A 26,197-nucleotide genomic window follows, 5' to 3' on the forward strand; every position below is an offset into this window, starting at 1 on the left:
GGTGGCCAGACTCAGAACAACGCGGCGGTCACAGTCCGGGTGAGCTGCTGAATGATCTGGGTGCGGGGGCCCATATCGGAGTAATTCTTGCCCCGTGTGTACACGACGAACACGAAGGCCCGGCCGTCCTTGTCCAGGACGGCCGCGTCATGCAGGTTTCCGAACAGCAGTCCGTACTTATGGTGAACCCCTACCCCGGGCGGAACCGCCGGCGGGATCAGTGTCTCAAAGTTGGTGTTCTGCATATAGGACAGGAGCTGGGCGGTGTTGCGGGCATTGAGCAGCTGTCCCGTGTAGAGCAGCTGGAGGGTCCTGGCCATTTCTGCGGGCGTCAGCAGGTTGACCGTGCGGTCGTAGGTGATCCCGATCGACGCGGCGTATTCCGTGATGCCCCGCTGGCCGACCGCCCGCAGGATCAGCGCCCACGAATCGTTGTTGCTCTGCTGGACCATCTGGCGGATCTGGGCGCCGGCCGTCGAGGCGCCCATCCGGGCGGTCAGCGAGGCGCGGCCGGTTTCCACGAGGTGGTAATACGCCGACGCGGCCAGGATCTTCGCCGTGCTGGCGGCCACAAACTTGCCTTGGGCCCCATAGCCGTGGACCACGCCGTCGGAGACATCGATCAAGGACACCCCCAGCGCATAGGCGCTGTTGGCCTCGATGATCCCGTTGATCTGGCTGTCCAGTTCCGGGTCAATGGCCGGGACCGCGACGGCAGGCACGGCGGGGAGCTCAGCCGGTTTCCCGGCGGCCGCCGAGACGGTGCCCGCCACGGGCGAAGCAGTTGTGGGCAGGTCAGATGCCGGCGGAACGGTCCGGCCGGCATCGGTGACCGGCGCCGTCGCCGCAGCGGCCGGCGGGTCAGAAGGCAGCCCTGCCTGGACGCCCGCATAGACGCCGCCGGCGGCGACAAGGGCCAGTGCGACGGCGGCCGCCGTCAGATACTGTCTCCGGATCCTCCCCTCACGCCGGGCGAGGGACCGCGGGCCGGGCTGGGACCCGTCGCTTGCCCGGTGCCCGCCGGAGCGGTAGTGGCGCGGCGTCGGCTCAGGCATCCGGACCGGCCCCGTGCTGTTGTTCGAATCGTTCGCAGGCATCGTACTTCCCCGAAGGTGACTGACCGCGGTGGGGCCATAGACTTCCAGCATTCTTCCCGCTTGCGGCATCCCGCGCAAGGGCACGTATCCGGGGAAAAGTGGTTCTGCCATCCAAAGCCGCGGCGTACTGTGGAGAAAACGTGAGGAGCGGACATGCGAAAAATCGTCCTGGCCATGCAGGTGTCCCTCGACGGATTCTTCGAGGGCCCGGACCGCGACATCAGCTGGCACACGGTCGACGACGAGCTGCACCGCCACTTCAACCAACAGTTGAGCACCATGGGCGCCTTCCTTGACGGCCGCGTCACGTACGAGCTGATGGAAGGGTTCTGGCCCACCGCGGACAAGGACCCAGCCGCCGGCCCAGTGATGGCCGAGTTCGCCCGGATCTGGCGGGACATGCCCAAGATCGTCTACTCCCGGACGCTGACATCAGCCGACTGGAACACCACCGTAGTCCGGGATGTGGTGGCGGAAGAAGTGCTGGCCCTGAAGGCGCAGCCGGGCGGGGACCTGGCCCTCGGCGGGGCAGAACTGGCCGATACCTTCCGGCGGCTCAGGCTGATCGACGAATACTGGCTGTACGTCCATCCGGTACTGATTGGCCGGGGCAGACCACTGTTCAAGGCTGCGGACAGCAGAGCCCAGCTCCGGCTGCTGGAGACACGGGCTTTCAGCAACGGAGTGGCGCTGCTGCGCTACGCCGCGTAGCCGGCGCGGCGGCCCCCTGCGGCCATCGCTGCGGCACTTTCTTAAGCATTTCTTAAACGGCTGACGGAAGAGTGGAATTTGTCGCCTGTCCGGGCGCCCTTGTCCCGAGCCGGAGGATCCCATGACTGGACCTGCCCCTGTTAAGCGCGATACGCCGCCGGGCGGTGATGGAGCACTGAGCCGCAGTGGAGTACTGCGCCGTCCCGACGCTGTGCCTCCCACCGCGGGGCCCCGGCTGTGGGCCCTCCCCCAGATCCGCCACTGGCTGGTGCTGGGCATTCTGCTGTCCGCCGCCGTCGTGGCGCTGGGCCTGGCGGCGCAGCTGACCCCCGGCTTTAGCGCCACCGAGCTCGGGATCGATCAGGACCTAAGCCGGCACCACGCCGCCGCCCTGACCGCCGTCGCGATGGCCCTGACCGTCGTGTTTGGCCCGGTGGCGGGCCTCGCGCTGATCGGCGCCACGGCGCTGTCCATCTGGCTGTTCCGCGGCGGCCTGCCCAAGGCGGTTGCTTTCGGCCTCGTGGCATCATCCGGCTGGGTGGCGAGTGAAATCTTCAAGCTCATCGTGGCCCGCCAGCGGCCCAACCCTGCCCTGCTGTTCGATCCCCTGGCGCCGGAAACGGGTTCCAACAGCTTCCCAAGCGGCCACGTGTCCTTTGCGGTGGCACTGGGATTCGCAGTGTACTTCCTGGCCCGCGGAACCCGCTGGGCCAAGGTCACGGCCGCCGGGGCGGCGGCGGTGGCCCTGATCGTAGCCTGGTCACGGCTGTATATCGGCGTCCACTACCCCACCGACGTCGCGGCGTCGTTCCTGGCCGCGAGCGCAGCCGTGGTCTTGCTCGCGGGCCTGTGGAACCGTGTCACTCCGCGGATGGCGGATTGGCGTCGGGCGACATCCGGCAGCCGGCCGCTGGGCGCTGAGGGGAAATGACAATGCCCGCCCTAAACGTTCTTACCGTCCTTCCGGCCGCCCACGCCGCCGGAACACCGTCCCTGCTGGACCCGGCAAACCTGCTCGCCGGGTTGGGTCCGGCCGCCTTGGGTGTGATCGCGGCCATGGTCTTCATCGAATCGGGCGTGCTCTTTCCCTTCCTGCCCGGCGACTCCCTGCTGTTCACCGCAGGCCTTCTGCACCAGCAGCTGCAACTGACGTTGCCCGTGCTGATCGGCGTCGTCACCGCGGCCGCGGTCGCCGGGGACCAGGTCGGCTACATGCTCGGACGGAAATTTGGCCGGCGCTGGTTCAAGGACGACGCCCGGATCCTGAAGACAGCGCACCTGACCACCACGGAGGACTTCTTCCGCCGCCACGGCGGGGCCGCCGTCGTGCTGGCGCGCTTCGTCCCCATGGTCCGGACGTTTGCTCCCCTGACCGCCGGGATCGCGCGCTATGACTACAAATCCTTCACCCTGTGGAATATCACCGGCGCCGCGGCATGGGCGGCCTCCGTGACGATGCTTGGCACCTGGCTGGGGCACTTTGACATCATCGCCAGGAACATCGACGCCATCGTCGTGGCCATGGTGCTCGTCTCCGTCGTGCCGGGGGTGGTGCAGCTCCTCAAACGCCGCCGCAACTCCCGCGGCGCAGCCGCGTCCGCAGCCCACGCCGCCGGCGACACGGCGGAGGAACCCGGGGGCGGATGGCGGACTGAGGAAATGGCCGCGGAAGAATAGCTGACATGACTTCCGCTGAGCTTCCCTCCCTGCTGCTCGTCGAGGACGACGCCGTCCTGGGACCGCTCATCGCCGAGCTCCTGGACCCCGACTACCGGGTCCAGTTGGTCACCAACGGCCGCGATGGCCTCCACCAGGGGCTGACCGGGAGCTGGGACGTCATGATTGTCGACCGCGGGTTGCCCGCCATGGACGGCATCGCCCTCATCACGGCTTTGCGGTCGAAAGGCATTGCCACGCCCATCCTGGTCCTGACCGCGCTGGGCGACCCCGACGAAAAGGTCAGGGGACTGGACGCCGGCGCCAACGATTACGTGACCAAGCCGTTCGACGCCGGCGAACTGGCAGCACGCCTGCGCGCACTGACGCGCTCCTTCCCTCCCCCGGCCCCGGCCCCGGTGGCGATCGGGGACTGGGAACTGGACCCGACGCAGCGTTCCGTCCGTTCCGTCTACGGGCAAACGGTGCCGCTGACCGCGAAGGAAGGCCAACTGCTGGCAGCCCTGGCCGCGGAACCGGACCGCGTCTTCACCCGGGACGAGCTCCTCGCGGCGTGCTTCCACGCCTCGGAGCAGCCCGGCGTGATCGATACCTATGTCCATCACCTGCGCCGGAAGATCTCCAAAGCCGTGATCCGCACGGTGCACGGCCTCGGATACCAGATCGGCGATGCTCATGAGTGACGGCCGGCCGGCACGCGGAAATCCGGACCACTCCGTCCTGCGCAAGGCCTCCCTCAAGGTCGCGCTGCGGATCAGCGCCGCGTGCGCGGTCATGGTTCTCGGGCTGCTCGCCGCCACGGCACTGTACCTCACGAACCAACTGGCCCATCCTGAAGTGCCGCGTTCGGCGGCGGCCGGGGCGGCCTACACATACCTGGATTCCAAGGATGTCCTCGAAGCCATGATCATCGCCGGGGTGGCGGGAATCCTGCTGGCCGGCATCGTCGGGTGGCTCAGCGCGCGCAGCGCCATCCGACCCCTCAGTGAGGCCCTGGCCAGGGAGCGGCGTTTCGTCCAGGACGCGAGCCACGAATTGCGCACCCCATTGACCATCCTGGACACCAGGATCCAGCTGGCCCAGCGCAACACTGTGCCCGGCTCCAGGCAAAGCCAGGACCTGGCCCGGATCCGGGAGGACGCCGCGACGCTGACCGGGATTGTCACCGAACTGCTCCTCGCGGCTACCGCGGAGGCCCCGGCCCACTCCGCACCCCCTGCCGACCTGGCCGATGCTGCCGCCAGCGTCGCCGTCAGCCTCCAGCCGGTGGCAGAGCAGCGGAAGGTGCGCCTGGAATTCTCTGCCGATGCCCGGCCGCTGGCCCGGATCGAGAAGAACTCGCTGCGCCGTGCCGTGCTGGCCCTGGCGGACAACGCCCTGGCCCACACGCCTCCGGGCGGCCGCGTGTCCATCACGACCTCAATCGAGCAGAAGCGCGCCGTGATCACCGTGGCGGACTCGGGGACCGGAATTACTGGCGTCGATCAGGCCCGGATCTTTGACCGGTTCGTGCGGACCGCCAGCACCGGTACTTCACAGGGACAGCGGAGCTTTGGCATCGGGCTGGCCTTGGTCCGGGAGATTGCCGTCGCTGCCGGGGGCACTGTCGAGGTGGCCGCGACCGGGGACGAGGGAACGGTCATGAAGCTGACGCTTCCGCTCAGTGAGAGCGGGAATCCCTGAGGATCCTGTGCCGGAGAAAGGCGGTGCCGCCGGGAGCCCGGACCCCCAAAATGCAGAGACAGAAAAGACCGGCGATCGATTTGCCCCCAAGGGAAATCGATCGCCGGTCTTTCCGGACTGTCTGGCCCCGGTCGGGGCCATGCGGCTTAGGCGCGGACGAAGGTCACGCCGCCGGTCGCGGTGAGCCAGGACAGCGGGTGCACCATCGTCTGGTTCGAGCCGTTCATGCCGCCGCTGACCACCTGGCCGTTGCCGGCGTAGATGCCCACGTGGCCGGACTGGACCACCATGTCACCGGGCTGCGGCGTGGCCACAACGGCTCCAAGGCCAAGGAACGCGCGGGGACCGATGTCGCCAACGGGCTTGCCCGCGGCGCCAAGGGCCTTCTCCACCATGGCGGTGCAGTCCTGGGTGATGCCCACCTGGCTGTAGGCGGCCGAGAGCATGATGGCGTTGCGTCCGCCGGCAGCGGGCGCCGCGGCCGGCGCTGCTGCCGGAGCGGCCTGCACCTGGACGGTCGCCTTGGGCGCTGCCACCGGGGCTGCAGCCGGGGCTGCAGCGGGAGCCAGAGCCGGAGCCGGAGCCGGAGCAACGGGCTGCTCGATGACCGGCGCGGCAACAGAATCCACTGCGGGGCGCTCGAAGCTGATCTTGACGCTTGAATCGGCGCTGACGGGGGCGCTGACCTGTCCGGTGACGTCGATGTTCGACGCCGGAGCGGAGTCACGCTGCACGGGGGCGGTGGCGGCGTTGGCAGCCATTCCGCTGGTCAGGACCAGGCCGGATGCGGCGGCGAGGACGGCGGCATGGCGCGCAAAAGTATTGACTGAAGTCATGAATGTAGCCTCTCCCAATGCCTGCGAGGTGAGCTGTCGGATTCGGATGGGAGGCACCCGGCCGCACTCCCGGGCCCGTCGTGGCGGGCACTGTGCGGCTTCACCCCAAGACCTGCATATCAGCAGGTCAAAAGTGGTTTCCCCGTCTCTGCCGGACGTTGATGCGAGTTACCCCCGGGCCGCGGCAGAGTTAGGCAATCGGCTGGGGAGCGCCCGTATCGGAGACAACAGGCACTCATCAACCGTAGCGCGAACCGCACCCGAAAGTCACATTCAGGTAACGGAGGCGGTGATGGCGTGCCGCAATTTGCCCATAGGGCGGCGGCCGTTTCCGAACATAGGATGATGCCATCAGCACCACCGGAAGCGGAGGCCCGAAATGAACAGCCATTGTGTCGCCATCTGCCAGTTGAGCACTCAGCCCCAAGAGGATTTCGACGTCAACACCGAGCTGCTGATCCTGGACGGCGGGGACGTCCATGTGAGCACATGGGACGCGGAACCGCGCGACGGGGGCTTCGACGAGCACGTCCTGAATGACCGGGTGGACGCGCTCGGGTACATGGTTGTCAACGACTGGGCCTTCCTGGACGGGAAGGCCTACGCAGTAGTGGAACGGCGGTCGGGAACGGTGCCGGCGGGCCGCGGCGAACCGTGACCTTCCTGTCCCTGGCGCTGATCGCCGTCATCGCCCTGGCTGGCCCCCTGCTGGCCCTGCCCGTGCGCTGGCACTTGCCTGTCATGCTGGGTGAGCTGCTGGCCGGCATCGCGATCGGGCGCTCAGGCCTGGCCCTTGTGGACCCCGCGGACCCGACATTCACCCTGCTGGCCAATATCGGCTTTGCGCTGATGATGTTCGTGGCAGGCACCCACGTTCCCGTGCGGGATCCGCACATCCGTGGCGCCCTCGGGAAGGGCTCGCGCCGGGCGATTGTGGCCGCAGCGGCAGCGGTGGTGGTCGGAACCGGCATCGGGCTGCTGTTCGGGACTGGACATGCTCCCCTCTATGTCGTGCTGCTGGCGTCTTCGTCGGCCGCCCTGGTGCTTCCAATCGTCGATTCCCTGCGCCTCGGCGGGCCAGATGTCGTGGACATGACAGCGCAGGTGGCAATAGCCGACACAGCCTGCATTGTGGCGTTGCCGCTCCTGGTGGATCCGCCCCACGCAGTCCAGGCGGCGCTGGGCGTCCTCGTGGTGACCGGGTGCGCGGTGGTGCTCTTTGTCGGCTTGCGCTGGCTGGAGCGCCGGGGAATCCGCCGGCGCGTGCACCGGCTCTCGGAAAGCCGCAAGTTTGCCCTGGAGCTGCGGATCCAGCTGGCCGTACTCTTCACCCTGGCCGGTGTCGCAACGTGGAGCAATGTTTCTGTGATGATGGCAGGCTTTTCCTTCGGCCTGGTGATGGCTGCCGTCGGCGAACCGCGGCGGCTGGCCCGGCAATTGTTCGCGCTCAGCGACGGCTTCCTGGGTCCGCTCTTCTTCGTCTGGCTGGGTGCCTCGCTGACGCTCAGGGACCTGGCCGGACACCCTGACATGATTGCCCTCGGCCTGGCACTGGGGGGCGGGGCCCTGCTGGCGCATGCCGACCTGGCTTTCCTGGGACTCCCGCTGCCCCTCGGGGTGTTGTCGGCGGCCCAGCTAGGCGTACCGGTGGCCGCGGCGAGCATCGGCACGCAGCTTCAGGTCCTGCTCCCAGGCGAGGCCGCGGCCCTGCTGGTGGGAGCGCTGGTCACCATAGCCGCGGGCGCCGTCGCCGGGTCACGGGCGGCGAGGACGTTCGCGCTGCCGGCAGGTGCCGGCGGTAAGTCCGGGGATTCCGGCAGCACCGTCGGGCAGGGCGATCCGGGAGATCCGAAGGGCTGACAGTCCGGATGTCTGAATGTCCGACATGTCTGCGTGCCTAAGTGCCTGAACCAGCCGATCCGGCGGCGAAGGTCCGGATCGTCATACTCCAACGGACGTGAGTTGCAGTTCCGGCCTCCGCTTTGCCATCTCCGCCAGGACCCGGGAGACCGCGTCCCGGACAGCCATGCCGTCGGCGTCGAACTTCCCGCCAGTCTCGCCGAGCACCGCGTTGGCGTGCCGGACAAACCTGTCCCAGTCCCCCGCGCCCGCGCGCAGCGCCAGCAACGGCGAGAGCAGCGCGGCCCGGCGCAGCCAGGCATCCGGCTCGCGCACCCATCGGTCCAGCACGCTGTCGGCCCGTACCCTGGCCAGGACATCGAGTCCGTCCACCAGGGGCCCGACGACGTCGACGGCGAGCGGATCCACAAGGTCCGGCACCCGCGCCTGCCGGATGAACCCCTCCAGCCGGGTGAGGTCGGCGTTGGTCAGCAGCTTCACGTTGTTCTGCAGCAGGACAACGGCGGCCAGCCGGCGCTCGAAAACCGGCGCTGCCCGCAGTTCCGGGCCGTCCAGATCGGAGCCCTCCAGTTCCGGGCCCCACAGTTCGGAACTCAGCGCAGCGACCTCATCACGGGAGAGTCCGGGATAGCGGCGGCCGGCATCGCGGACCGTGCCGCGCACGGCACCCACGGAGGTGCCGTAGAACCGAAGGCCGCTGCCCGCTGGCTCCGTTTCCAGCCGCGCCTGCAGCTGCTCAGAGCGGCGCCAGGAAGCTTCCCGCTGCAGGGAGCGGTCGATGAATTCGCCGGCTTGACTCACAGGTCCATTCTTTCCCCTCCCAGCTCACGGTGGAAACGCGGTGCCAAGCCGTCCTGAGCGGCGGGCGTGGACCGTCCAGATCCCCCGCCGGCCCTGCCTGGCAGGTCACCACTATCTGCGCGGGAGGTTTGCGGGCTGAGGTAACGGTCCGGTAACGTTGGCCGCTGGCCGTGAGGCCCGGCCCGAATGCAGGGCCCCGGACCGCCCCTTCGCAGGGCCCCGTTGCGCCGTTCGGCGTCTGCTCGCCCATGCCTTGCGGCAGGGGCCGGATGAAACTTTCCGCACTATCCGCCGCCCTGGCAGCGTCGGTTGTGTGTGCCAGCCACGAAAGCCCGAGGGGTCCGTTGTTCAAGAAACCGCTGTTCAATAAGTCAACGCTCAATAAGTCAACGCTCAATAAGTCAACGCTCAATAAGTCAACGCTCAATACATCAACGTTCAAAGATGCACGGCCGAAGGCACGCCTCTCGGCACCACAGCTGAGCAAGGTAGCGATTGCGCTGAGCCTGGGAGCGCTGGCCCTGACCGGCTGCAGCGCTGGCCCCACGTCCGGCGCCGCAGCCGTTTCCCCGGCCACCGAGGCCGCGAATTCTGCTGCGGACTCCACGTCCTCGGCGGCAACACAGGCCTCGCATCCTGCCGCGAAAGCCACGGCCTCGGCGGCCGCAACGCCGAAGCCGGCGGCCCCCTCGGCCCCCAAACCTGTTTCCGGCAGGGCCGCTGCACCTGCGGCCCCCGGAGCCGGTGCGGCACCTGCACCGGCCGCCGCGGCAGTCGCCCCGGCAGCTGGCGCACAAGCGGCAGCCGCTCCGGCACCGGCACCGGTAACGGCGGCCGCCGCGCCCGTCGCGGCCCAGGCCGCCGTCGCCGCGACCGGCGACGGGTCCCAGGCCGCCACGGCCCGGGGCTGGGGTGCGGTTGTTGCGGGTGACGAGTTCTCCAAGGCCGGCGCCCCCGACTCCACCAAATGGAGCGTCTTCAAGGGATCCGGACATGCCGGCAAGGGTGTCAGGAGCCCGCAGGCGTGGTCAGTCGCCAACGGCGTGGCAACCGTCAGCGGTGACTCGGCCGGCACCACGGGCGGCATGTCGGCAAAATTTGCGCAGCAGAAATACGGCAAATGGGAGACGCGGATGCGGACCAACGCCCGGGACCCCGAGTACCACCCCGTGCTGATCCTGTGGCCCAACAACAACACCTCGCCCAACTGCGCCGAGATTGACTACGCCGAGGGCAGCACCAACACCACGCAGATCAAGTTCTTCCTGCACTACGCCTGCGGCGGCTCGAACTTCCAGACCACGGCGGCCAAGACGATTGACACCACCCAGTGGCACAACTACGCAGTGGAGTGGACTCCTGCCGGCATCACCGGTTACATCGACGGCGTGAAGACCTTCTCCGACACGAACCCCGCGCACCTGCCCTCCGTGGGCATGCATCAGACGTTGCAGCTGGACTGGTTCCCCGACGGATCGGCCACCAAGCCCTCACAGATGCAGGTTGACTGGGTCCGCGTCTACAAATAGGACCGACACCAGGCAGCCCCGCGCCCTGTTGCGGCGCGGGGCTGCCGTGGCGTTGGCCGCTGGTACGCCGCCACAGGCGGCAGGACTCAAACCTCCTGAAGTTCCCGGGAGAGAACTGCTGAGACGAGCATCGAACCGGCCGCCGTCACGGCGTCGATCACCGGAACCCCGAGCCGGCGGCGGAGCACGTCCGCCATGCCGATGCTGCTCAGGCCCGTGCTGGCCTGGACGATCACGTCGGCACCGGCGTCAACCAGCATGTGGGCCGCAGCGAGGGCGTCGAAGATCCCGGCAGGCATGAGGAACGCGTCGGGTGTTTCGACCCGCCCCTGCCCGTCAATGAGCAGCATGCGGTCGCCCAGTGCATCCGAGATCGGGCCCGGTACGTGTGCGCCGAGTCCCAAAACTCCAATCCGGCCGCCGAAGGTCAGAGCCGCGGCCGCGGCCGCGGAGCCCGCCCCGATGACCGGGATATCCACGGCTGCCCGTGCGGCGGCCAGCCCGGGGTCGGACGCGCAGCTGATAATCAGGGCGTCGGCGTCCCCCGCCATGTCCCGCGCCAGCTGGACAACCTTGGGCGCCGCAGACTCGAGCGACGCCTGGTCGTAAACGCCGGACGGCTGGTCCGGTATACAGCGCGAGGTGACGGTAAATCCGAATGCTTCCCGGAGGAGTTTCCCGTGGGCGTGAAGCAGGCGTCGGTCCGACGTCGTCATCACCCGGATCAGTCCAACACGCATGGCGTACTACCTTTCGAACGGATTGCTTGGTGCGAGGCTACCCGGCGAGTATTTCCGCGTCTTTTCGGGCAGATGACCAACACAAGCGCTGCAGCGGATACCCCCCGTGGCGCCAGCGGCCGTTAGCATTCCGCGGGCAGCGGCGACGTGGCTTGTGCATGAAACTTGGCGAAAACTTCGCTCCCGTGTGGGGTTGGTGGCCCGGCGTCGTTGTAGGTTTGTCACGGTGGCCCGTCTTAGGACCCGGGTGCAGTACCCGGGATTGGGGGAAGGCGGCAGGCCGGTTCCGGACTCAGCCGGAACGTTGACCAAAGGAATAGCCATGTCGGTGGAGCCGTCGTCCACTCCAGGACGCCTCGAAGAACAGAATCCCGAGAACCTGGTATCCGGTGCGGAACATGCCGCATCTGCCGCCGGTATCCGACATCAGGCAGCCAGGATCATTGACGCCGTCCTCGACGACACTGCCCCGGAACAAACCCGCGCACGGGAACTGCTGCGCCAGCAGTTGGCTGCGCATCCCGGACATCCGGAACGGGCCCTGTTGGAGCACCTTGCGGCGTTGAAGGCTTTGGACGGGCACCGCGAAGGGACGTCAGAGGCTGGCGGCCCGTTCCGGCCGGAATTTGCCTCCGGCGAGTAAGCGCAACACTTACTTGTAAACGCGGATCCAGTCGACCTGCATCTGGCTGGGTTTGGTGGGCGTGCCGTTGGGAAACCAGTCCAGTTGCACTGTTTGGTGCATGCCCACCGTGGGCTGATGCGCCAGGTTCGTGTCCGCAAACCACAATGACCCATCGAGGTATCCGGTAATTCCGGCGGGGGTCCACTCGACTGCATAGTTGTGCCATTGCGTCGTGTCGAGCGTCCGGGCTGCCCGGGTCTGGAAGCCCGGTCCGCTGCAGGCGTGGTGCAGGTTGAACCTGATCAGAGTGGTGTTCGCAGTGCCTTCCGCATAGTCGATCTCGGCACACGTGGGTGAACTGTTATTGTTCGGCCACAGGATCAGGACCGGATGGTATTGCAAATCCCGCGCACTCGTTTTCATCCTGGCCTCCCAGCGGCCGAACCGCTGATTGGCAAACCTGGCGGACATTCCTCCCGTGGTGCCTGCCCCGTCGCCGCTGAGGGTCACGACGCCGCCGCCCACTGCAAGGGCATTCGGACTTCGGATCCCCTTGCCCGCGTGCCCCGGGCCCTTGTAGACCTTCCATTTCGCCGGGTCAGGCGGCCCTGCATAATTAAACTCATCCCCGGCCACCACCGGTCCCCAGCCGCGGACGACGGCGGCCTGGGTCCCGTTGGAGGCGAGCGTCATGGCCGTGGCAACTTCGGCGGGCCGGTCCATGCCCGGCGCGGCGCCATACCCGAGAAGAGTCAACGCGCCCGCCGCGGCCAGGGCCGCCGTCGTTCGTCCTACGGTCATCGTGCCTCTATCCGGTCGGGAGGTATCTCCGGGCCCTGTCGCTCATACGTACTTGCCGAACCAGGCGAGCGTGTCGTTCCATGCGGCCGTGGCCTGCTCCTGGTTGTAGCGCGGCCCGGTGTCATTGTGGAAGGCGTGGTCCACGCCGGGATAGATCTTGAGCTCGTTCCGGACGCCGGTTTTGGCCAAGGCATCCCGGAGCGCCGGCATGGCGCCGGTGATCCGCTGGTCCAGTTCGGCGTAGACGCCGAAGACAGCCGCCTTGATGGCGGTGACCTTGTCCAGGTCAGGCGCGGGTCCATAGAATGCTGAGGTCGCTTTCAGTCCCGGAATCGCGGTCGCCGACTGCCACGTGATGCCGCCACCGAAGCAGAAGCCGTTCATGGCGATGCGACCCTGATCAACGAAGTCCTGGGCGTTCAGGTAGTCAAAGCCGGCTGTGAAGTCGGAAACGTGACGCTGCGCCCCGGCCTTGGTCAGCGCGCCCGGGACAGCGTCCGGGTCCATACCCGCGGTCCCGCCCTCCCGGCTGAGCAGGTCCAGGGCCATTGCGGCGTATCCGGCTTTGGCGAAGCGGCGTGCCACATCCTGGATATGGGGTGTCAGCCCGCGGTTCTCGTGGCAGATCAGCACGGCCGGCCCGGCGGCCCCCTGTGCCGGCCGTGCGAGATAGCCACTGATATCGGTGCCGCCCGAGGCGAATTGCACGGTCGCCGTTGTTAGTCCGGCCGCTCCCTCCGGGACCGACAGCGGGCTCTTGGCCCCCGGCACCGCACCCGCGGACGCGGCGCCGGACCCCGGAGCGGACAGTGTCGGCGTCGGCATGGGATCGGTACTGCGGGGAACCTCGTCGGGCGTGCAGCCCACCAGGATCATCGCCGCCGAGGCCGCTGCCATGCTGCCCATGATGAACGCCACACGGCGCGTGAACGTATGCTGGCTCATGGCGCCGGCGCGGTAGTCGTCGAAGAATTCCTCGATCAGATACTTCTCAAACTTGCCGAGCTGGGTCATGACGGGCCTCCTCCAGTGTGCCGATCATCCTCCTCCGAAGTCAGAGTTCCGGCAAGGGTCCTGCACGGAGGCCGCCCCATGAGGCCCAACGCGCCAAGCGTCCGGGTTGGTCCGCGCGTTGCCTATCCGGTGACCTTCTTCAGTGTTGCGTTCCACGTCAGCCGTCCATATTGGAAATCCGTCGCCCGACCGACGGATACCGTGTACGAGTCGCTCGTGGGATATCCCAGCCGGCTCGTCTCCCAGCCCAGTGACGCCCACTTAGACCGGATCGCACCGGTCACCGAGTGCGCCAGGGTCCTCGGCGTCCAGTAGATCGACGCCGAACCGGAGAAGTGATTGTAGCGCCCCACTTTATCCGGGGTGCCCTTCTCGTCCGTGATCGGGTAACGCAGCGGGCCGGTCTCCCAGCCAAGGGCCGCCCATTTGGACCGGATGGCGCCTAAGACAAAGTGCGCCCCAGTCGTCGGCGACCAGAAGATCGAGTTTCCACTTCCACCTGAGAAGTGGTTGTACCGTCCTACCCCGTCCGCCGACGCCGTAGTGTCGGACGTCGGATAGCCAAGTCCGGTCTCCCAGCCCAGCGACGCCCACTTGGCGCGGACGGCCCCTGTCACCGAGTGGGCCTTGGTTGTCGGTGTCCAGTAGATCGACGCCCCACCCGCACCGGAGAAGTGGTTGTACCGTCCCACCCCGTCCGGGGCCCGTTTCTCGTCGGTGATTGGATAGCCCAGCGGTCCTGTCTCCGCGCCGAGTGCCCTCCATTTGGACCGGATCGCACCGGTCACCGAGTGCGCTCCAGTGGCCAGTGAATAGTAGATCGAGGTCCCGCCCGCACCAGAGAAGTCGCTGTACCGCCCCACCGTGTCTGGCGACACCTTCTCGTCCGAGGTCGGGAAGCCGAAGCGGCCTCCGGCGCCGCCTTCGGCCTTGTAACGCTTGTAGATTTCATTGAGGACTGCATGGGCCCCGGTCTTGGGCGACCAGCAGATCACCCCTCTGGTGTAGTCCTGGCATTTGCCCACGCCCACGGCGTACTCCGCGGTCAGAGACCGGCCGAGGCTCGACCCGGGGCGGCCGGCATTAATCTTCCATGCGTAGGCAGCGATGGGGTCATCGGTACCGTTCCCGGTGAGCATGACCTTCTGGGCAGCTTGGCCGTCGTTCGCCGTGATCAGGTAGTAAGTTTCGGAAGTTCCGGCCTGCCCGACGGCCGTGGGTGCGAAGGTTACGGTCTGGTACGCGGTTTCACCGGCGGGAATTTTCAAGCCCTCGGAGATGGGATTCGTGGTGGAGAAGACGCCCTGCGGCGCTTTCGCCTTCGTGATGGTCATTGGGATGTTGCCAGTGTTCTTGATCTCGAAAGCCCGCGTAACCGACGTCCCGGCTGGGACGTCACCGAAGTCCAAAGAGCGCGGCAACTCCAGGTGCGCTGCGCCGGAAACTGCGGTCGCGGCCACCTTGACGGTCACCTTCCCTCGGTCACTGGCGACTACGAGCGTATCGGTCACCGGACCCGCCGAGGTGGGACTGAACGTCATGGACACCGCCACCGACGCGAGGGGCTGGATGGTCTGCCCGACGGCCGGCACCGTGGTGGCGTCAACGCGGAGCTGTGCGTTGGCCGGCAGAGTGACGCCGGTGATCTTGGCGACGGTGGTACCCGTGTTGACGATGTTGACGGTCTGCCGGCTGACAGTGTTTGTCGGGACGTCGGTGAACTGGACCGTGGCCGGAGTCGCGCCCAGGCCCTCCTTCGTGCCGACGCCGTGGACGCCGAGGAGGACGGTCTCGCCGTCGGCTGTCTTGACCCTCAGGGTGCCATCCGCCTGTCCCGGAACGGCCGGCGAGAAGGCCACAGGTACCGTCATGCTTCCGCCCTTGGCCAAGGTCCGGGGCAGGGTGAGCGTGGTTCCGATCCTGAACGGGGTGCTTGTTGTGATGGAGCTCACCGTCACCGCCCGCGACGCGGTGATCGTCACGTTGCCGGTCACCGTCTTCCCCACCGCGACGGTACCGAGGTCGGTGTTCTTTGCCCCTACCGCTGATGTTGTCGGGGCGCCGAAAGCCAGGACGTGCCCGTCCCGGGTGCCCACGTAGACGCGGCCTTTGTCCGTGGCCACCGAGGAGAACTTGGCCCCTATACCCAGTGGTGCGCTAAACACTTCCTTGAGGTTCCCGGTACTGTCCGGAATTGCACGGTAGGCGCGCAGTTCGGCCCCGGCCCCGGTGCCTCCGCTGACATAGACCACCCAGACCAGGGCGGAGGACCCGTCCGTGCCGGAGGATGTCACCACCGGCGAACCGGAGCTGAACCCGAACGTGCCCGCAGAGGTCCCGACGGCGGCGAGGCTGACCCCGCCATTGGCGCCAGGCACGAGCTTGAAGGCGCGAAGGTACCCGTTGCTTTCGACGACGTAAAGGTAACCACCGTTGCTGGTCCCGAGAAACGCGGGCTTTCCCCACACTCCGCTGTACGGTCCGGCCTTGTCCAGGACGGCGTCGGTGCCGCCGGCCCCCTGCGCCATGCCGCCCAGGTTGTCCCGGTCCAGGAGGTACATGGTGCCGTCTTTACCGATTTGGGCCAACAGGTGGGGGTGTGCAGCGGTGCCATAGCCGTCCGGGATCGCGACGGGAGCGCCGGAGCCCAGATCGGCGTCGTTCCGGTTAAGTTTTGCGTTGTCGGCCGGGCTGAAGAAGTCGGTGGCTTTCAGATTGCCGTCACTGCCGACCCGGAGCCGGACCACCGCCTCCGCCAGTGTGGTTGGGGGATTCGATCCCGGGCCGGGCTTCGGGGAAATGCCGTTCCCTGTGGTGAGCAGGATGTTGGCGGGACCGTCGGACACCAGTCCTCCGCCGGATTGCCAGATTCCGCCCTCCGCGTTGGCGTTGCCTGATTCGGTGGCCCACATCGTCGTCTGCCGGCCGGCGGTCGATACGCCGACGACGTAGCCGACGAAGGGGGTGTAGTCGCAGTGGCTGGCAAATCCTGCATATACGACCCCGTTCAGGAGCAGCAGCCCTGGGCGCTGCATCGCCGTCATCGGGTTGAACGGGCGGGCCGGGTCATTGGTCGGGGCGCCTTGGATCTTGACGGGGAAGCCGGGTTTCTCCGCGCCGGTCGCCACATCCAGGGCGTGCATGTACCAGTGCGGGAACAGCTTACTTGCCCCGTCATTCGTTTTGGCCAGCAGGTAGACGCTTTTCGTCGCCGGGTCGTAGACCGGAGTGGACGTGATTCCGATGTTGGGAGTGAGGTCACCGCAGCTCACCGTCGACGCCGGCCACGCCGGCCCGAGTTTGCGCGTCCACTTTGCCACGCCCGTGGCGCTGTCCAGCCCGTAGACGGCATTGTTTTCCGTCGCGGCAATCACGGTGGTGCCGACTACGAGCGGCTGGGCGTAGACCTGCCCGTCCACGGTTGCGGAGAACAGTTTGCCGAAGTTTGATGATGCGACCGCCGACGGCGAGAGCCCGGGCTCGTCGCGGTCCCATCCGGTCCGCAGGGAATCGTGGGCAATGGTCCCCACGTCCGCGACGGCGGTCCCGCCGACCGACAGCCCGGCGAGGGCGAGCGTTGCCGACAGCAGCGACGCCCACGCGCCCCGGGACCACCCGCGGTGTCGGGGCGACGATGCGTGGATTGCGCCCGCCCGGTGCTTCCGGGGATGCGGTGGCCCTCCCGGCCGTTTACTGCGCAGACGGCCCTGAAAATGGCCGGACGACACTCGAGATTCTGTTTGATCATGCATGGCTGAGACCCGATCCTGACCATTACATTGACTTTATTAACCCAGTACTTTGGAGCCTAGAAGCGGGGGTTGGTGAGCGCGCGAGTGGAGGCTACCCGACTTTTCGCGTGCGATTCCCGTATTCTTCCGGCTGCTACTGGCCTTGTACTTGGGCGGACACGATTGCCTACTTGCCGGGCGTGCGGAAACGCCTCAGCGCTCCGCGCCCGCCCGGGCCGCTGACTGCCCCGGCGTCGCGTTAGGCTCCTCTCATGTCGCCCGATCGATTCCTGGCCGAGCTGGCCAGCTCCCTGAACCACCTCGGTACGCTCGCCCGGCAGCCGCGGGACACGCTTGCCAGCGCCGTTCCGGCGTGCCCCGGCTGGTCGCTCGAGCAACTCTTCGGGCATCTCGGCTCAATCGAGCGGTGGGCAGCAGCTGTGGCCCGGACAGGCACCTTCGCCCAGGAACCTGCACCGCCTTCCGAGGGCGCCGCGGCCTGGTTCCTGGCGGGCACCGCACCCTTCCTCGAGACGATGAAGGGCCTTGATCCCGAGAAAGAATGCTGGAACTTTGGCCCGCGGCCGCGCACCGCCCGGTTCTGGCTTCGGCGACAGGCCCACGAACACGCCATCCACCTTGTCGACGCCTGCCAGGCACTTGGCCTGGAGATCCCCGCGCTGGCGGATGACTTCATGCTCGACGGTGTCGACGAGGTGCTGGCAATGTTCACGCCGCGGCAGCTGCGGCTGGACCGGATGCCGCACCCGGACAAAGCCGTGACCTTCCGGGTGCCGGGGGCCGCCATCTGGACGCTGGGCCCTGGTCCTGCCGTGGCATCGATTTCCGCCCCGTTGCCGATCATGTATCTGGGTCTTTGGGGTCGATCCAACCTGGCAGACAGCGCCCTCATTGAAGGTGACGCCGCCGCGGCCCTGCGCGTGCTTCGGGGTCCGCTCACGCCGTGAGTCCCGGTTTTCAGGCTTAGGATACGAACACGTCCCGGGAAGCCGTGGACACTCCACGAGCCGCCCGATGCTTTCGTCACCGCATGTTCGAAGGGAACCCAAACTCATGTCAGAGCACGCCACAACCGGCACCGCAGATCTCTCCACGCCCGTGGCCAGATGGGGAATTCTTGGCACCGGGTTCATCGCCGGGCTCCAGACGCCGGACCTGATCGACAACGGCTCAGTGGTCCAGGCCGTGGGCTCCCGGACCCTGGCATCCGCGACCGAGTTCGCGGCCCGGTTTCAGATCCCCACGTCCCATGGAAGCTACGAGGACCTCGTGGCCGACCCGGACGTCGATGTTGTCTACATTTCGACGCCGCACCCGTTCCACCACGAGAATGCGCTGTTGGCCCTGGACGCGGGTAAACACGTGCTGATTGAAAAACCCTTCGCCATGAACGCCTGGCAGGCCCGGGAGATTGTGGAGCTCGCCGAGGCGAAGGGACTGATCGCCCTTGAGGCCATGTGGACCCGCTACCTTCCGCACATGGTCCGTATCCGTGAGCTGATTCGGTCCGGTGCCCTGGGCGAGGTCCGGACAGTGATCGCGGACCACAACCAGAATCTGCCCAGAGACCCGGCGCACCGCCTCAACGACCCGGCGCTGGGCGGCGGAGCGCTCCTGGACCTGGGCATCTACCCCGTGTCCTTCGCCTTCGACGTCTTCGGGGCGCCGACCGGCATCCGGGCTACGGCCAGCATGACTGAAACCGGTGTGGACCGGCAGACCGCGATGATCTTCGAGTACGGTGACGGGCAGCAGGCCGTGCTGCAATGCGCGCTGGACACGGCAGGACCAAACCAGGCCGCGATCATCGGAACCGGAGGCCGGATCGAGATCCCGTCAGTCTGGTACACGCCGTCGGCCTTCACCAGGTACGACGCCGACGGAAACGTCGTCGAGCGCTTCGATGAACCAGTCGCCGGCCGCGGCATGCAATACCAGGCGCGGGAAATGGAGCGGCTCATTGCGGCCCGCGCCATTGCCAACGACATCCTGCCGCCCCGGCAGAGCGTTCAGGTCATGGAGGCCATGGATGAAGTCAGGCGCCAGATCGGCCTCGCCTACGCCAGCGACGCCAAGGACCACGGGCGCGCCTAGTTCCGGTGCTCCGGCAGCCCCGGTGTCCAGGAGAGGCAGGGCCCGCCGCCGCTCAGCCGCGCCCGATCAGCGATCGAGCAGGGCCGTGATGCCGAACCGGCGGAAGATGCCAAGCGCCGCCTGCTCGGCCAGGGCGGGAAACCACGCCAAGGAGGCATCGAGCTTCGAGGCCGTGGGTGAGAGGTCCATAGCCGGTCCGTAGAAGCTCTCGGCCGGGTTGCGAGCGGCCTTCCAGCCGGGACCGACGGGCTGGATCCGGTCAAGCAACCCGCTGCGGACATAGAGGTAGCCCATGCCTCTGGAGCCGAGCAGGAACTTGTGGCTCGCGGCGGCCAGGAAATCCACGCCGTCGCGCACCACATCCAGCGGCACCGCGCCCGCGGCCTGGCAGCCGTCGACGAAGAACCAGGCGCCGGAGCGGGCCGCGACCCGGCTGAGCGCGGCCAGGTCGGCCCGGTAGCCGTTGGCCGAATGAACGGCGCTCACGGCGATCAGGCGGGTGCCGCCGTCGGCCGCCTGGCCAAATGCCTCGGCCGTCACGCCGTCGCCGCCCGGTGCCACGGACCGGACTTCGTAACCTGCGGGCCTCCTCCCCTGCCCGCTCGGCATCCATCCAGTCGAACTTGCCGGCGGACCGGCGCCCGACGGCCAGCTCGTAGGCCTCGCGGGCGGGGGCGCAGCCGACGTTCATGGAGGCGGTGTTGAGATAGATGGTGTCCTGTAGCCCCGGGAAGAGCCCGCGAATATCGGCCGCCTGCATGGCCGGGACCGCCCTAGCCGTGCCCGTGCACGGAGTTCAGGCCCTTGGCGTAGGCCGCCTGCCCCACATGCTGGAGGCAATCGGCAATCGTGCTCACCAGCCGCACCCCGAGGGTGACGGGCGGGTCCCAGCGGGTATCGACGATGCGGTCGAAGTCGTCGTCGCCGAGGTTCGCCAGGAAATTCGCAGTCTGCCGGTGGACCGCGTCGTAGTATTCGAGCAACAGTTCCGGCGGTGCCTGCACCGCGTCCACCTGGGCGCTCGTATGGCCGTAGCCGGTGTCCCGCTTGGAGAGCGGCAGGCCAAAGCGGGCGGCAAACCCCTCCGAGGTCCAGACCTGGTCCAGGCCCGCGGCGGAGGCGACTTGGGCGTCCTCGACCCTGCTGAGGTGCCAGATGAGCCAGGCCATTGAGTTCCCGTTGCCTCCGGGCCGTCGGAGCAGGGCGGCCTCGTCAACCCCGGCCAGGGCCGCGGCCACCGTCTCGCGGATCCGGCCGAAGGCATCCAGCAGCAGTTCATTGGATTTCATCGAGTCCCCCCGCTGTGCGTGATCGAAGTGCTGTGCGTGATCGAAGTGCTGTGCGTGATCGAAGTGCTGTGCATGATCGGTGATCCCCATGCTTGCATGGAGGCCGCACCGGTGGGTAGGGCCGCGCGTCTCCGTGCCAAGGGCGCAAGCGAGACCCTCCAGGTGTCAACACTGCCGCACGCAGTTCCGCAGTCCGCGAGGTCTTGGCAGCGGCGACCCCCCGCGCCTACCCTTACGGATTATGAGCAACTTGTTGCCTGTAGCGCAGCCGGTGCGGGCGACGTCCAGTCGCTGGGAACGCCGGGACAAGTTCCATCTCGCCGGCATCACCGGCTTCGTCCTCCTGCTCAACGTCGTCGGCTGGAGTGTGTTGACCCTGGCCGTGGCTCCACAGAACTTCGCGCTGGGCCGCTCCGGTGTGTACGGGGTAGGGCTGGGCGTCACCGCCTTTCTGCTGGGAGTGCGGCACGCGTTCGACGCCGACCACATCGCCGTCATCGACAACACCACCCGCAAGCTGGTCGGCGAGGGAAAGGCCGCGCTGGGGGTGGGCTTCTGGTTCTCGTTGGGCCACTCGACCGTGGTGTTCGGCGCGGCGCTGCTCCTGGCCCTCGGCGCGAGGGCCATGGCCGGCACCGTGCAGGACGGGGACTCGGCCCTGATGCAGACGCTGGGACTGGTGGGAAGCGTCGTGGCTGGAACGTTCCTGATCCTGATTGGTCTGATGAACCTCGCCTCGGTGATCGGCATCGCCCGGGTGTTCCGCGGGATGCGGACCGGGGAACTGGACGAGGCCGAGCTTGAACACCAGCTCAACAACCGGGGTTTCCTGGCGCGGCTCCTCGGCGGAACCATCCGGAGGATCACCAAGCCATGGCACATCTATCCCGTCGGCCTGCTGATGGGCCTGGGATTCGACACCGCGTCCCAGGTGGCCCTGCTCGTGCTCGCGGCCGGTTCCGCGGCCTTCTCCCTGCCCTGGTACGCCATCCTGGTCCTGCCGGTGCTGTTCGCCGCCGGAATGAGCATTTTCGACACCGCCGACGGCGTGTTCATGTCCCGGGCTTACGGGTGGGCGTTCCTGAAGCCGGTCCGCAAGGTCTTTTACAACCTCACAGTCACGGTGCTCTCGGTGATTGTGGCCCTGGTGGTCGGGGTTACCGTGCTGCTCGGGGTCGTGGCGGACAAGCTGGGACTCGAATCCGGGCCGGCTGCCGCCATTGGTTCGCTGGACCTCGGAAACGTCGGGTACATCATTGTCGGACTGTTTGTCATCATCTGGCTGATCGCGCTCGCCGTCTGGAAATTTGGCCGGATCGAGCAACGCTGGAGCCAAGCTGGCACCACCTGAGCCGCTTCCGGCGCAAAATGGGTCAGCAGTTGGGCGAGTCGAACTCGTAGGCCCCCGAATCGGCAGCGGCCGTTCCGTTGCAGTCCCCGTCCTGGGGCACCGCACTTCCGGCAAGGTCGACGGCAGACAGGCTCGTTCCAGCGCGGTCGATGGCCGGGCTGGTGCCGGTCAGGTGGAGATCGGCCGGTGCGTTCACGAAGCGGGCCGACGCGGTGGTGGACGTGCTGTTCGGGACAAAGTTGACCGGGCCGTTGAGGACGTTCTGCTTCTCGGTCCAGCCCGAGCCGTTGATCCACAAGGAGTTCTTGACGCCCGTCAGGATATTGCCTCGAATCACGGTCGATGCCGGGCAGCCCGCATGGCAGACGACGGACTGGGATTGCGGGCCGTTCAGATACACGGTGTTGAACTCGAACACGGTGCCGTTCGTCGGCCCGAAGGACGTCCCTGCACCGCGGGCGATCAAGCCCTTGGCCTGGGCACAGTTGGCACCACAGGTCGACCGGACCAGGTTGTAGCGGTAGATGTTCCCGTCCGCAGTTCCGGAGGACCGGCCGATCTCCGAGAAGTTGTTGTTGTCCAGGGACACGTTGTGATGGATGTAGTTCCGGCTGCCGTTGTAGATTTCGAAAGAACCGCCGTCGCGCGTGTAATCGTAGGAAAACGCGGTGGAGCCGCTGACCGTGTTGCCGGAAAGTTCGTTGTCATTGCCGTTGACCAGCACACCGGAAGCACCAGAATCGTCACTGCAGTTCACCGCCTGGGGTGTCCCGCAATTCGTGCCCTGTGTCAGGACGTTCATGATGTTGTTGTTGGTCAGCACATTGCCGGTGTATTTCCCGAAGTCAGACCCGGTCCCTGCTTTGATGCCAACGGCATTGTTGGAGGCGCTGGAATTGCGGACCGTATTGCGGTCGCCGGTGACGCTGATGCCCGCGTAGCCGCAGGAGACGCCCCGAAGCCCGTCAACGGTGGTGAAGTTGCCGTTGATCCTGATGCAGTTTCCTGACTTGCCGCCGGTAATGGTCGGAGCGTTGCCGGTGCCGTAGCCGATCAAGGTGATGGGCGCTGCCTCGGTCCCGCTCTGGGTGGTCACGACACCTCCGGTCCAGGTGTCGCCCCTGCGGAAACTGACGGTGTCGCCGGGCTCGAGGACGATCGAGTTGACCTTCGACAGCGACTTCCAAGGTGCAGCGCTTGACGTTCCCGAATTCGTATCGCTCCCGGCCGCACTGACGAAGTACGTGGTGCCCGCGGCCTGGGCCGGCGCCGGGAGGCCCACCGCCAACCAGCCGGCCGTCAGGAGCAGGGTGGTCAAGGCTGTGAAGGCGGAATTGATTCTCATGGCCATCCTCGCGGGTTTGTGGGTGAACGGAGGAGAGCTCCGCGACCTTGAGTGTGTCCGCTCCGGCGCTTCGACCATAAGTCGAGACAGGTCATCCGCCGAACCTAGTGCGCCGGGGTTGTAAAAAGCTGGGGACAGGTGCTGGTACAGCCTCATTCCAGGCCGTTCTTCCGAGTGGCCCGCGGACCATCCGGTTCGGGTGAGGCGGCGGCCGGAGGAGCGGTCCTATGGTCAGGGAATGGGACTACTGCGGCACCGGCCTGACGAACCCGTGGGCGAGCGGTTTCAGATGCGCGAGAAGCTGCTGTCGATCGGGGATGACTTCTGGATCGAAGACAGCCAGGGCAGACGCGCCTACAAAGTCAATGGCAAGGCGTTGCGGATGCGGGACACTTTTGTTCTGGAGGATGACTCCGGCAACGAGGTGGCGCGCATCCAGGAGCGCAAGCTCTCGATCCGGGACAAGGTCGCCGTCGAGCGCGGCGAAGACACCGCCGCAACGGTCCACAAGGCGTTGATAGGGCTCCGTGACCGCTTCTCGATCGACGTAAAGGGCGGCCCCGATATGAAGGCGCACGGCAACATCGTCGACCACGAGTACGAGATCGAACGCGACGGCCATACGGTCGCCACGATCTCCAAGAAATGGTTCCGTGTGCGCGAGTCCTACGGCGTCGAAATCGCGGCGGGCGAGGACGTTCCGCTCCTCCTGGCGATCACCGTCGCCATCGACTCGTTGACCTAGCCTGGCCAGGCACCATGGCGCCCAGGAAACGCACCCGATCCCGGCTAGCCGTGACCCTGTGGGGGCTTTTCGGCTTCTTCACAGCGAGCGCGGTCTGCGGCGTCCTGGCCGCCAGCCTCCTGGTCCCGACCGTGGCCGCCGCCGGCGTCGCCGTCAAGGAATCGATCGTCCTGTTCAACAGCCTTCCCTCGGAACTGACCGTTGATCCGCCGTCGGAGTCGACCAGGGTGCTCAGCGCCGACGGGAAACCGATCGCCACCTTCTACGCGGAAAACCGCGTGAAGGTCCGCCTCGACCAGATGTCCCGGTACATCAAGGACGCGATCGTCGCGATCGAGGACCGCCGCTTCTTCGAACATGCCGGCATCGACCCCCAGGGGATTCTCCGGGCCCTGGTGTCCAACCTGACCAGCGGCGGCAGGCAGGGCGCCTCCACCCTGACCCAGCAGTACGTCACCAACGTGCTCAACGAATCCCTCGTGTCGGCGGACCGGGGCGATCAAATTGTCCTCAACGGGCAAAAGAGCATGGCCGACAAGATTCGCGAGATGAGGCTCGCCGTCGAATTGGAGAAGAAGTACACCAAGGACCAAATTCTCGAGGGGTACCTGAACATCGTGTTTTTCGCCCGGGACGCCTACGGCATCGAAGCCGCGTCCCGCTATTTCTTCAACACCACGGCCAAGGACCTCACCCTGCCGCAAGCTGCCCTGCTGGCCGGCCTCGTGAATAGCCCCAGCTTCTTCAATCCTGACGTCCATCCGGAGAACGCCGTCCAGCGACGCAACCAGGTTCTCGCCAGGATGCTCAGCTACGGCGCCATCACGCAAGTGCAACACGATGCGGCCGTCGCCGCCCCGGTGGATCTCAAGATCACCCCCGGCAGGCAAGGGTGCGCGGGCGCGGAAATGGCACCGTACTTCTGCGACTACGTGTCCCACCTCATCCTCAACAATCCGGCCTACGGCGCGGATATGGCCGAGCGGGAGCGGAAGCTGTTCCGCGGCGGCCTGACTATCACCACCACCCTGGACAGCCGGCTCCAACTGGCCGCCCAGGCGCAGGTCGATGCCACGGCCGGGGCCAACCCGGACAAATGGGGCTCGGCGATGGTCTCCATCGCACCCGGTACCGGCAAGATCCTGGCGATGGCGCAAAACACCGTCTTCCTCCCGGCGCCCGGGAAATTCGATACGCAACTGAACTTCAACGTCGATTCCAAGGATGCCAACGGCAACGACCTCAACGGCGCCGGCGGGTTCCAGCCCGGCTCCACCATGAAGCCGTTCACGTTCGCGGAATGGCTCAACGAGGGCAAGTCCCTGGCCGCTATAGTCGACGCGTCCCGGCGCTCCTATCCGCTCGGGTTCCGCTGGAGATCAAGCTGCGGCAGGGTGCTCGGGGCCTACAGCACCAGCCAGAAGAGCCTCGGCGCGGCGGACGACCTCCAGAACAACGACGCCGGGTACTACCGCCGCATGCGCGTGGACTACGGGCTGTATAACTCCATCAACACCGCCACCTTCGCCGAGGCCGCGCAACTCGACTTCTGCGGCATCCAGAAGATGGTCGATGCCGCCGGGCTCCACAGCGGCGTGGACAACGCCCAAATCAACATGCACCAGCTGGGCAATCTGCTGGGCGCCATCGGGGTGGCGCCGCTCCATCTGGCCAACGCGTTTGCCACGTTCGCCAACGACGGCAAGTACTGCGCACCGATCGCCATCGTGTCAGTCACAGATGCGGGGGGACGTAAGCTTCCGGCTGAGACCAGCGCCTGCCGTGATGCGTTCAAGCCCGAGGTCGCCCGGGGCGTGAACGCCGTGCTGCAGGACGTGTTGAAACGCGGGTCCGGCGTTTACATCAAGCCCAAGGTCCAGGAGCGGTTCCCGGTTGCGGCCAAGACCGGCACGTCCAATACCAACGGCGCCACCTGGGTGGTGGGCTACACGAGCGGCCTCGCGACGGCTTCCTTTTTCGGCGACGCACTGGAGGGCCAGAAGCGGCCAGGACAAAACATCACCGTCAACGGCAAGTTCTATAAGGCCATTGACGGGTACATGCTCGCCGGCCCGCAGTGGGCGAACTACATGCTTCAGGTCGCCCGGTATTACCCCACCGCCCCCTTCCCGGCGCCGCCTGAGTCCATGACCCGGTCGCCCTTCGCGAGCCGGACTCCCCCTACGACCCGCACGCCGTGCTTCCCTGGGGTTAATGGTGCGTTGTTGTGTCGCTGACACGGGCCCG

At 66.8% G+C, this 26,197-nt stretch carries 24 protein-coding genes and 1 riboswitch; of the genes, 14 read left to right on the plus strand and 10 right to left on the minus strand.

Annotation, left to right across the window (positions count from 1 at the left end; genetic code table 11):
• Window positions 1–11: 11 nt before the first annotated feature.
• Entirely contained in the window at window positions 12–1,097 is a 1,086-nt protein-coding gene (locus ABH915_RS13615) for a serine hydrolase (protein ID WP_370122143.1), read from the minus strand.
• A 153-nt stretch (window positions 1,098–1,250) separates the two neighbouring features.
• Here ABH915_RS13615 and ABH915_RS13620 point away from each other — a divergent pair, with 153 nt between their 5' ends.
• The 5 genes from ABH915_RS13620 (at window position 1,251) to ABH915_RS13640 (ending at window position 5,168) form a co-directional block, all read left to right on the plus strand.
• Window positions 1,251–1,808 (plus strand): dihydrofolate reductase family protein, encoded by a 558-nt coding sequence (locus ABH915_RS13620; protein WP_370122145.1) that lies wholly within the window; start codon window positions 1,251–1,253, stop codon window positions 1,806–1,808.
• A 121-nt stretch (window positions 1,809–1,929) separates the two neighbouring features.
• The gene (locus ABH915_RS13625; protein WP_370122148.1) at window positions 1,930–2,739 is read left to right on the plus strand and encodes a phosphatase PAP2 family protein; all 810 of its coding nucleotides are present in this window, start codon (window positions 1,930–1,932) and stop codon (window positions 2,737–2,739) included.
• Window positions 2,740–2,741: 2 nt separating this feature from the next.
• Window positions 2,742–3,485: a DedA family protein gene (locus tag ABH915_RS13630; protein ID WP_370122151.1), complete on the plus strand. Its 744-nt coding sequence runs from the start codon at window positions 2,742–2,744 to the stop codon at window positions 3,483–3,485.
• Between the two features lie 5 nt (window positions 3,486–3,490).
• Window positions 3,491–4,168 (plus strand): response regulator transcription factor, encoded by a 678-nt coding sequence (locus ABH915_RS13635; protein WP_370122153.1) that lies wholly within the window; start codon window positions 3,491–3,493, stop codon window positions 4,166–4,168.
• Entirely contained in the window at window positions 4,161–5,168 is a 1,008-nt protein-coding gene (locus ABH915_RS13640) for a sensor histidine kinase (RefSeq protein ID WP_370122155.1), read from the plus strand. Before ABH915_RS13635 ends, ABH915_RS13640 begins: the two co-directional genes overlap by 8 nt.
• A 146-nt stretch (window positions 5,169–5,314) precedes the next feature.
• On the opposite strand, the gene ABH915_RS13645 is transcribed toward ABH915_RS13640, so the two are convergent.
• Window positions 5,315–6,004 carry a hypothetical protein gene (locus ABH915_RS13645; protein WP_370122158.1) on the minus strand — a complete coding sequence of 230 codons (690 nt, stop codon included), beginning with the start codon at window positions 6,002–6,004 and terminating at the stop codon, window positions 5,315–5,317.
• Window positions 6,005–6,008: 4 nt separating this feature from the next.
• Window positions 6,009–6,211, minus strand: a riboswitch (cyclic di-AMP (ydaO/yuaA leader).
• 202 nt (window positions 6,212–6,413) lie between these two features.
• Here ABH915_RS13645 and ABH915_RS13650 point away from each other — a divergent pair.
• Entirely contained in the window at window positions 6,414–6,662 is a 249-nt protein-coding gene (locus ABH915_RS13650) for a hypothetical protein (protein ID WP_231386249.1), read from the plus strand.
• The gene (locus tag ABH915_RS13655) at window positions 6,659–7,864 is read left to right on the plus strand and encodes a cation:proton antiporter (protein ID WP_370122161.1); all 1,206 of its coding nucleotides are present in this window, start codon (window positions 6,659–6,661) and stop codon (window positions 7,862–7,864) included. Before ABH915_RS13650 ends, ABH915_RS13655 begins: the two co-directional genes overlap by 4 nt.
• 81 nt (window positions 7,865–7,945) lie before the next feature.
• On the opposite strand, the gene ABH915_RS13660 is transcribed toward ABH915_RS13655, so the two are convergent.
• Entirely contained in the window at window positions 7,946–8,665 is a 720-nt protein-coding gene (locus ABH915_RS13660) for a DNA alkylation repair protein (protein WP_370122163.1), read from the minus strand.
• A gap of 344 nt (window positions 8,666–9,009) precedes the next feature.
• On the opposite strand from ABH915_RS13660, the gene ABH915_RS13665 reads away from it, so the two are divergent.
• Window positions 9,010–10,194, plus strand: coding sequence for a glycoside hydrolase family 16 protein (locus ABH915_RS13665; RefSeq protein ID WP_370122166.1), 1,185 nt, complete (start codon window positions 9,010–9,012; stop codon window positions 10,192–10,194).
• 86 nt (window positions 10,195–10,280) lie between these two features.
• Here ABH915_RS13665 and ABH915_RS13670 read toward each other — a convergent pair whose 3' ends face one another.
• Window positions 10,281–10,934: an aspartate/glutamate racemase family protein gene (locus tag ABH915_RS13670; RefSeq protein ID WP_370122169.1), complete on the minus strand. Its 654-nt coding sequence runs from the start codon at window positions 10,932–10,934 to the stop codon at window positions 10,281–10,283.
• Between the two features lie 322 nt (window positions 10,935–11,256).
• Between ABH915_RS13670 and ABH915_RS13675 the strand changes: the two genes are divergently transcribed.
• Window positions 11,257–11,577, plus strand: a complete 321-nt coding sequence (locus ABH915_RS13675; RefSeq protein ID WP_370122172.1) for a hypothetical protein — start codon at window positions 11,257–11,259, stop codon at window positions 11,575–11,577.
• A gap of 9 nt (window positions 11,578–11,586) precedes the next feature.
• Here ABH915_RS13675 and ABH915_RS13680 read toward each other — a convergent pair whose 3' ends face one another.
• From ABH915_RS13680 to ABH915_RS13690, 3 genes are all read right to left on the minus strand, one after another.
• Window positions 11,587–12,360 carry a glycoside hydrolase family 16 protein gene (locus ABH915_RS13680; protein WP_370122175.1) on the minus strand — a complete coding sequence of 258 codons (774 nt, stop codon included), beginning with the start codon at window positions 12,358–12,360 and terminating at the stop codon, window positions 11,587–11,589.
• A gap of 42 nt (window positions 12,361–12,402) precedes the next feature.
• Window positions 12,403–13,374 carry a dienelactone hydrolase family protein gene (locus ABH915_RS13685; protein ID WP_370122177.1) on the minus strand — a complete coding sequence of 324 codons (972 nt, stop codon included), beginning with the start codon at window positions 13,372–13,374 and terminating at the stop codon, window positions 12,403–12,405.
• Between the two features lie 122 nt (window positions 13,375–13,496).
• Window positions 13,497–16,904, minus strand: coding sequence for a choice-of-anchor D domain-containing protein (locus tag ABH915_RS13690; RefSeq protein ID WP_370122180.1), 3,408 nt, complete (start codon window positions 16,902–16,904; stop codon window positions 13,497–13,499).
• Between the two features lie 473 nt (window positions 16,905–17,377).
• On the opposite strand from ABH915_RS13690, the gene ABH915_RS13695 reads away from it, so the two are divergent.
• Both ABH915_RS13695 and ABH915_RS13700 read left to right on the plus strand, forming a co-directional pair.
• Window positions 17,378–18,073, plus strand: a complete 696-nt coding sequence (locus tag ABH915_RS13695; RefSeq protein WP_370122184.1) for a maleylpyruvate isomerase family mycothiol-dependent enzyme — start codon at window positions 17,378–17,380, stop codon at window positions 18,071–18,073.
• Window positions 18,074–18,179: 106 nt separating this feature from the next.
• Entirely contained in the window at window positions 18,180–19,220 is a 1,041-nt protein-coding gene (locus ABH915_RS13700; RefSeq protein ID WP_370122187.1) for a Gfo/Idh/MocA family protein, read from the plus strand.
• A gap of 66 nt (window positions 19,221–19,286) precedes the next feature.
• Here the strand turns inward: ABH915_RS13700 and ABH915_RS13705 are convergent, their stop codons facing one another.
• Together ABH915_RS13705 and ABH915_RS13710 are read right to left on the minus strand one after the other, a co-directional pair.
• Window positions 19,287–19,829, minus strand: a complete 543-nt coding sequence (locus ABH915_RS13705; RefSeq protein ID WP_370122190.1) for an aminotransferase class V-fold PLP-dependent enzyme — start codon at window positions 19,827–19,829, stop codon at window positions 19,287–19,289.
• A 164-nt stretch (window positions 19,830–19,993) separates the two neighbouring features.
• Window positions 19,994–20,509 (minus strand): DUF664 domain-containing protein, encoded by a 516-nt coding sequence (locus ABH915_RS13710; RefSeq protein ID WP_026537180.1) that lies wholly within the window; start codon window positions 20,507–20,509, stop codon window positions 19,994–19,996.
• A 241-nt stretch (window positions 20,510–20,750) separates the two neighbouring features.
• Here ABH915_RS13710 and ABH915_RS13715 point away from each other — a divergent pair, with 241 nt between their 5' ends.
• Complete coding sequence (locus ABH915_RS13715) at window positions 20,751–21,860, plus strand: HoxN/HupN/NixA family nickel/cobalt transporter (RefSeq protein WP_370122193.1); 1,110 nt, start codon at window positions 20,751–20,753, stop codon at window positions 21,858–21,860.
• Between the two features lie 22 nt (window positions 21,861–21,882).
• Here the strand turns inward: ABH915_RS13715 and ABH915_RS13720 are convergent, their stop codons facing one another.
• Window positions 21,883–23,205 (minus strand): hypothetical protein, encoded by a 1,323-nt coding sequence (locus ABH915_RS13720; RefSeq protein ID WP_370122196.1) that lies wholly within the window; start codon window positions 23,203–23,205, stop codon window positions 21,883–21,885.
• Between the two features lie 238 nt (window positions 23,206–23,443).
• Between ABH915_RS13720 and ABH915_RS13725 the strand changes: the two genes are divergently transcribed.
• Both ABH915_RS13725 and ABH915_RS13730 read left to right on the plus strand, forming a co-directional pair.
• Window positions 23,444–23,950 carry an LURP-one-related/scramblase family protein gene (locus ABH915_RS13725; protein ID WP_370122199.1) on the plus strand — a complete coding sequence of 169 codons (507 nt, stop codon included), beginning with the start codon at window positions 23,444–23,446 and terminating at the stop codon, window positions 23,948–23,950.
• Between the two features lie 14 nt (window positions 23,951–23,964).
• Window positions 23,965–26,187 carry a transglycosylase domain-containing protein gene (locus ABH915_RS13730; protein ID WP_370122202.1) on the plus strand — a complete coding sequence of 741 codons (2,223 nt, stop codon included), beginning with the start codon at window positions 23,965–23,967 and terminating at the stop codon, window positions 26,185–26,187.
• Window positions 26,188–26,197: the final 10 nt, after the last annotated feature.

It is taken from the genome of Arthrobacter sp. MW3 TE3886 (genome assembly GCF_041262145.1).
Classification (GTDB): domain Bacteria; phylum Actinomycetota; class Actinomycetes; order Actinomycetales; family Micrococcaceae; genus Arthrobacter.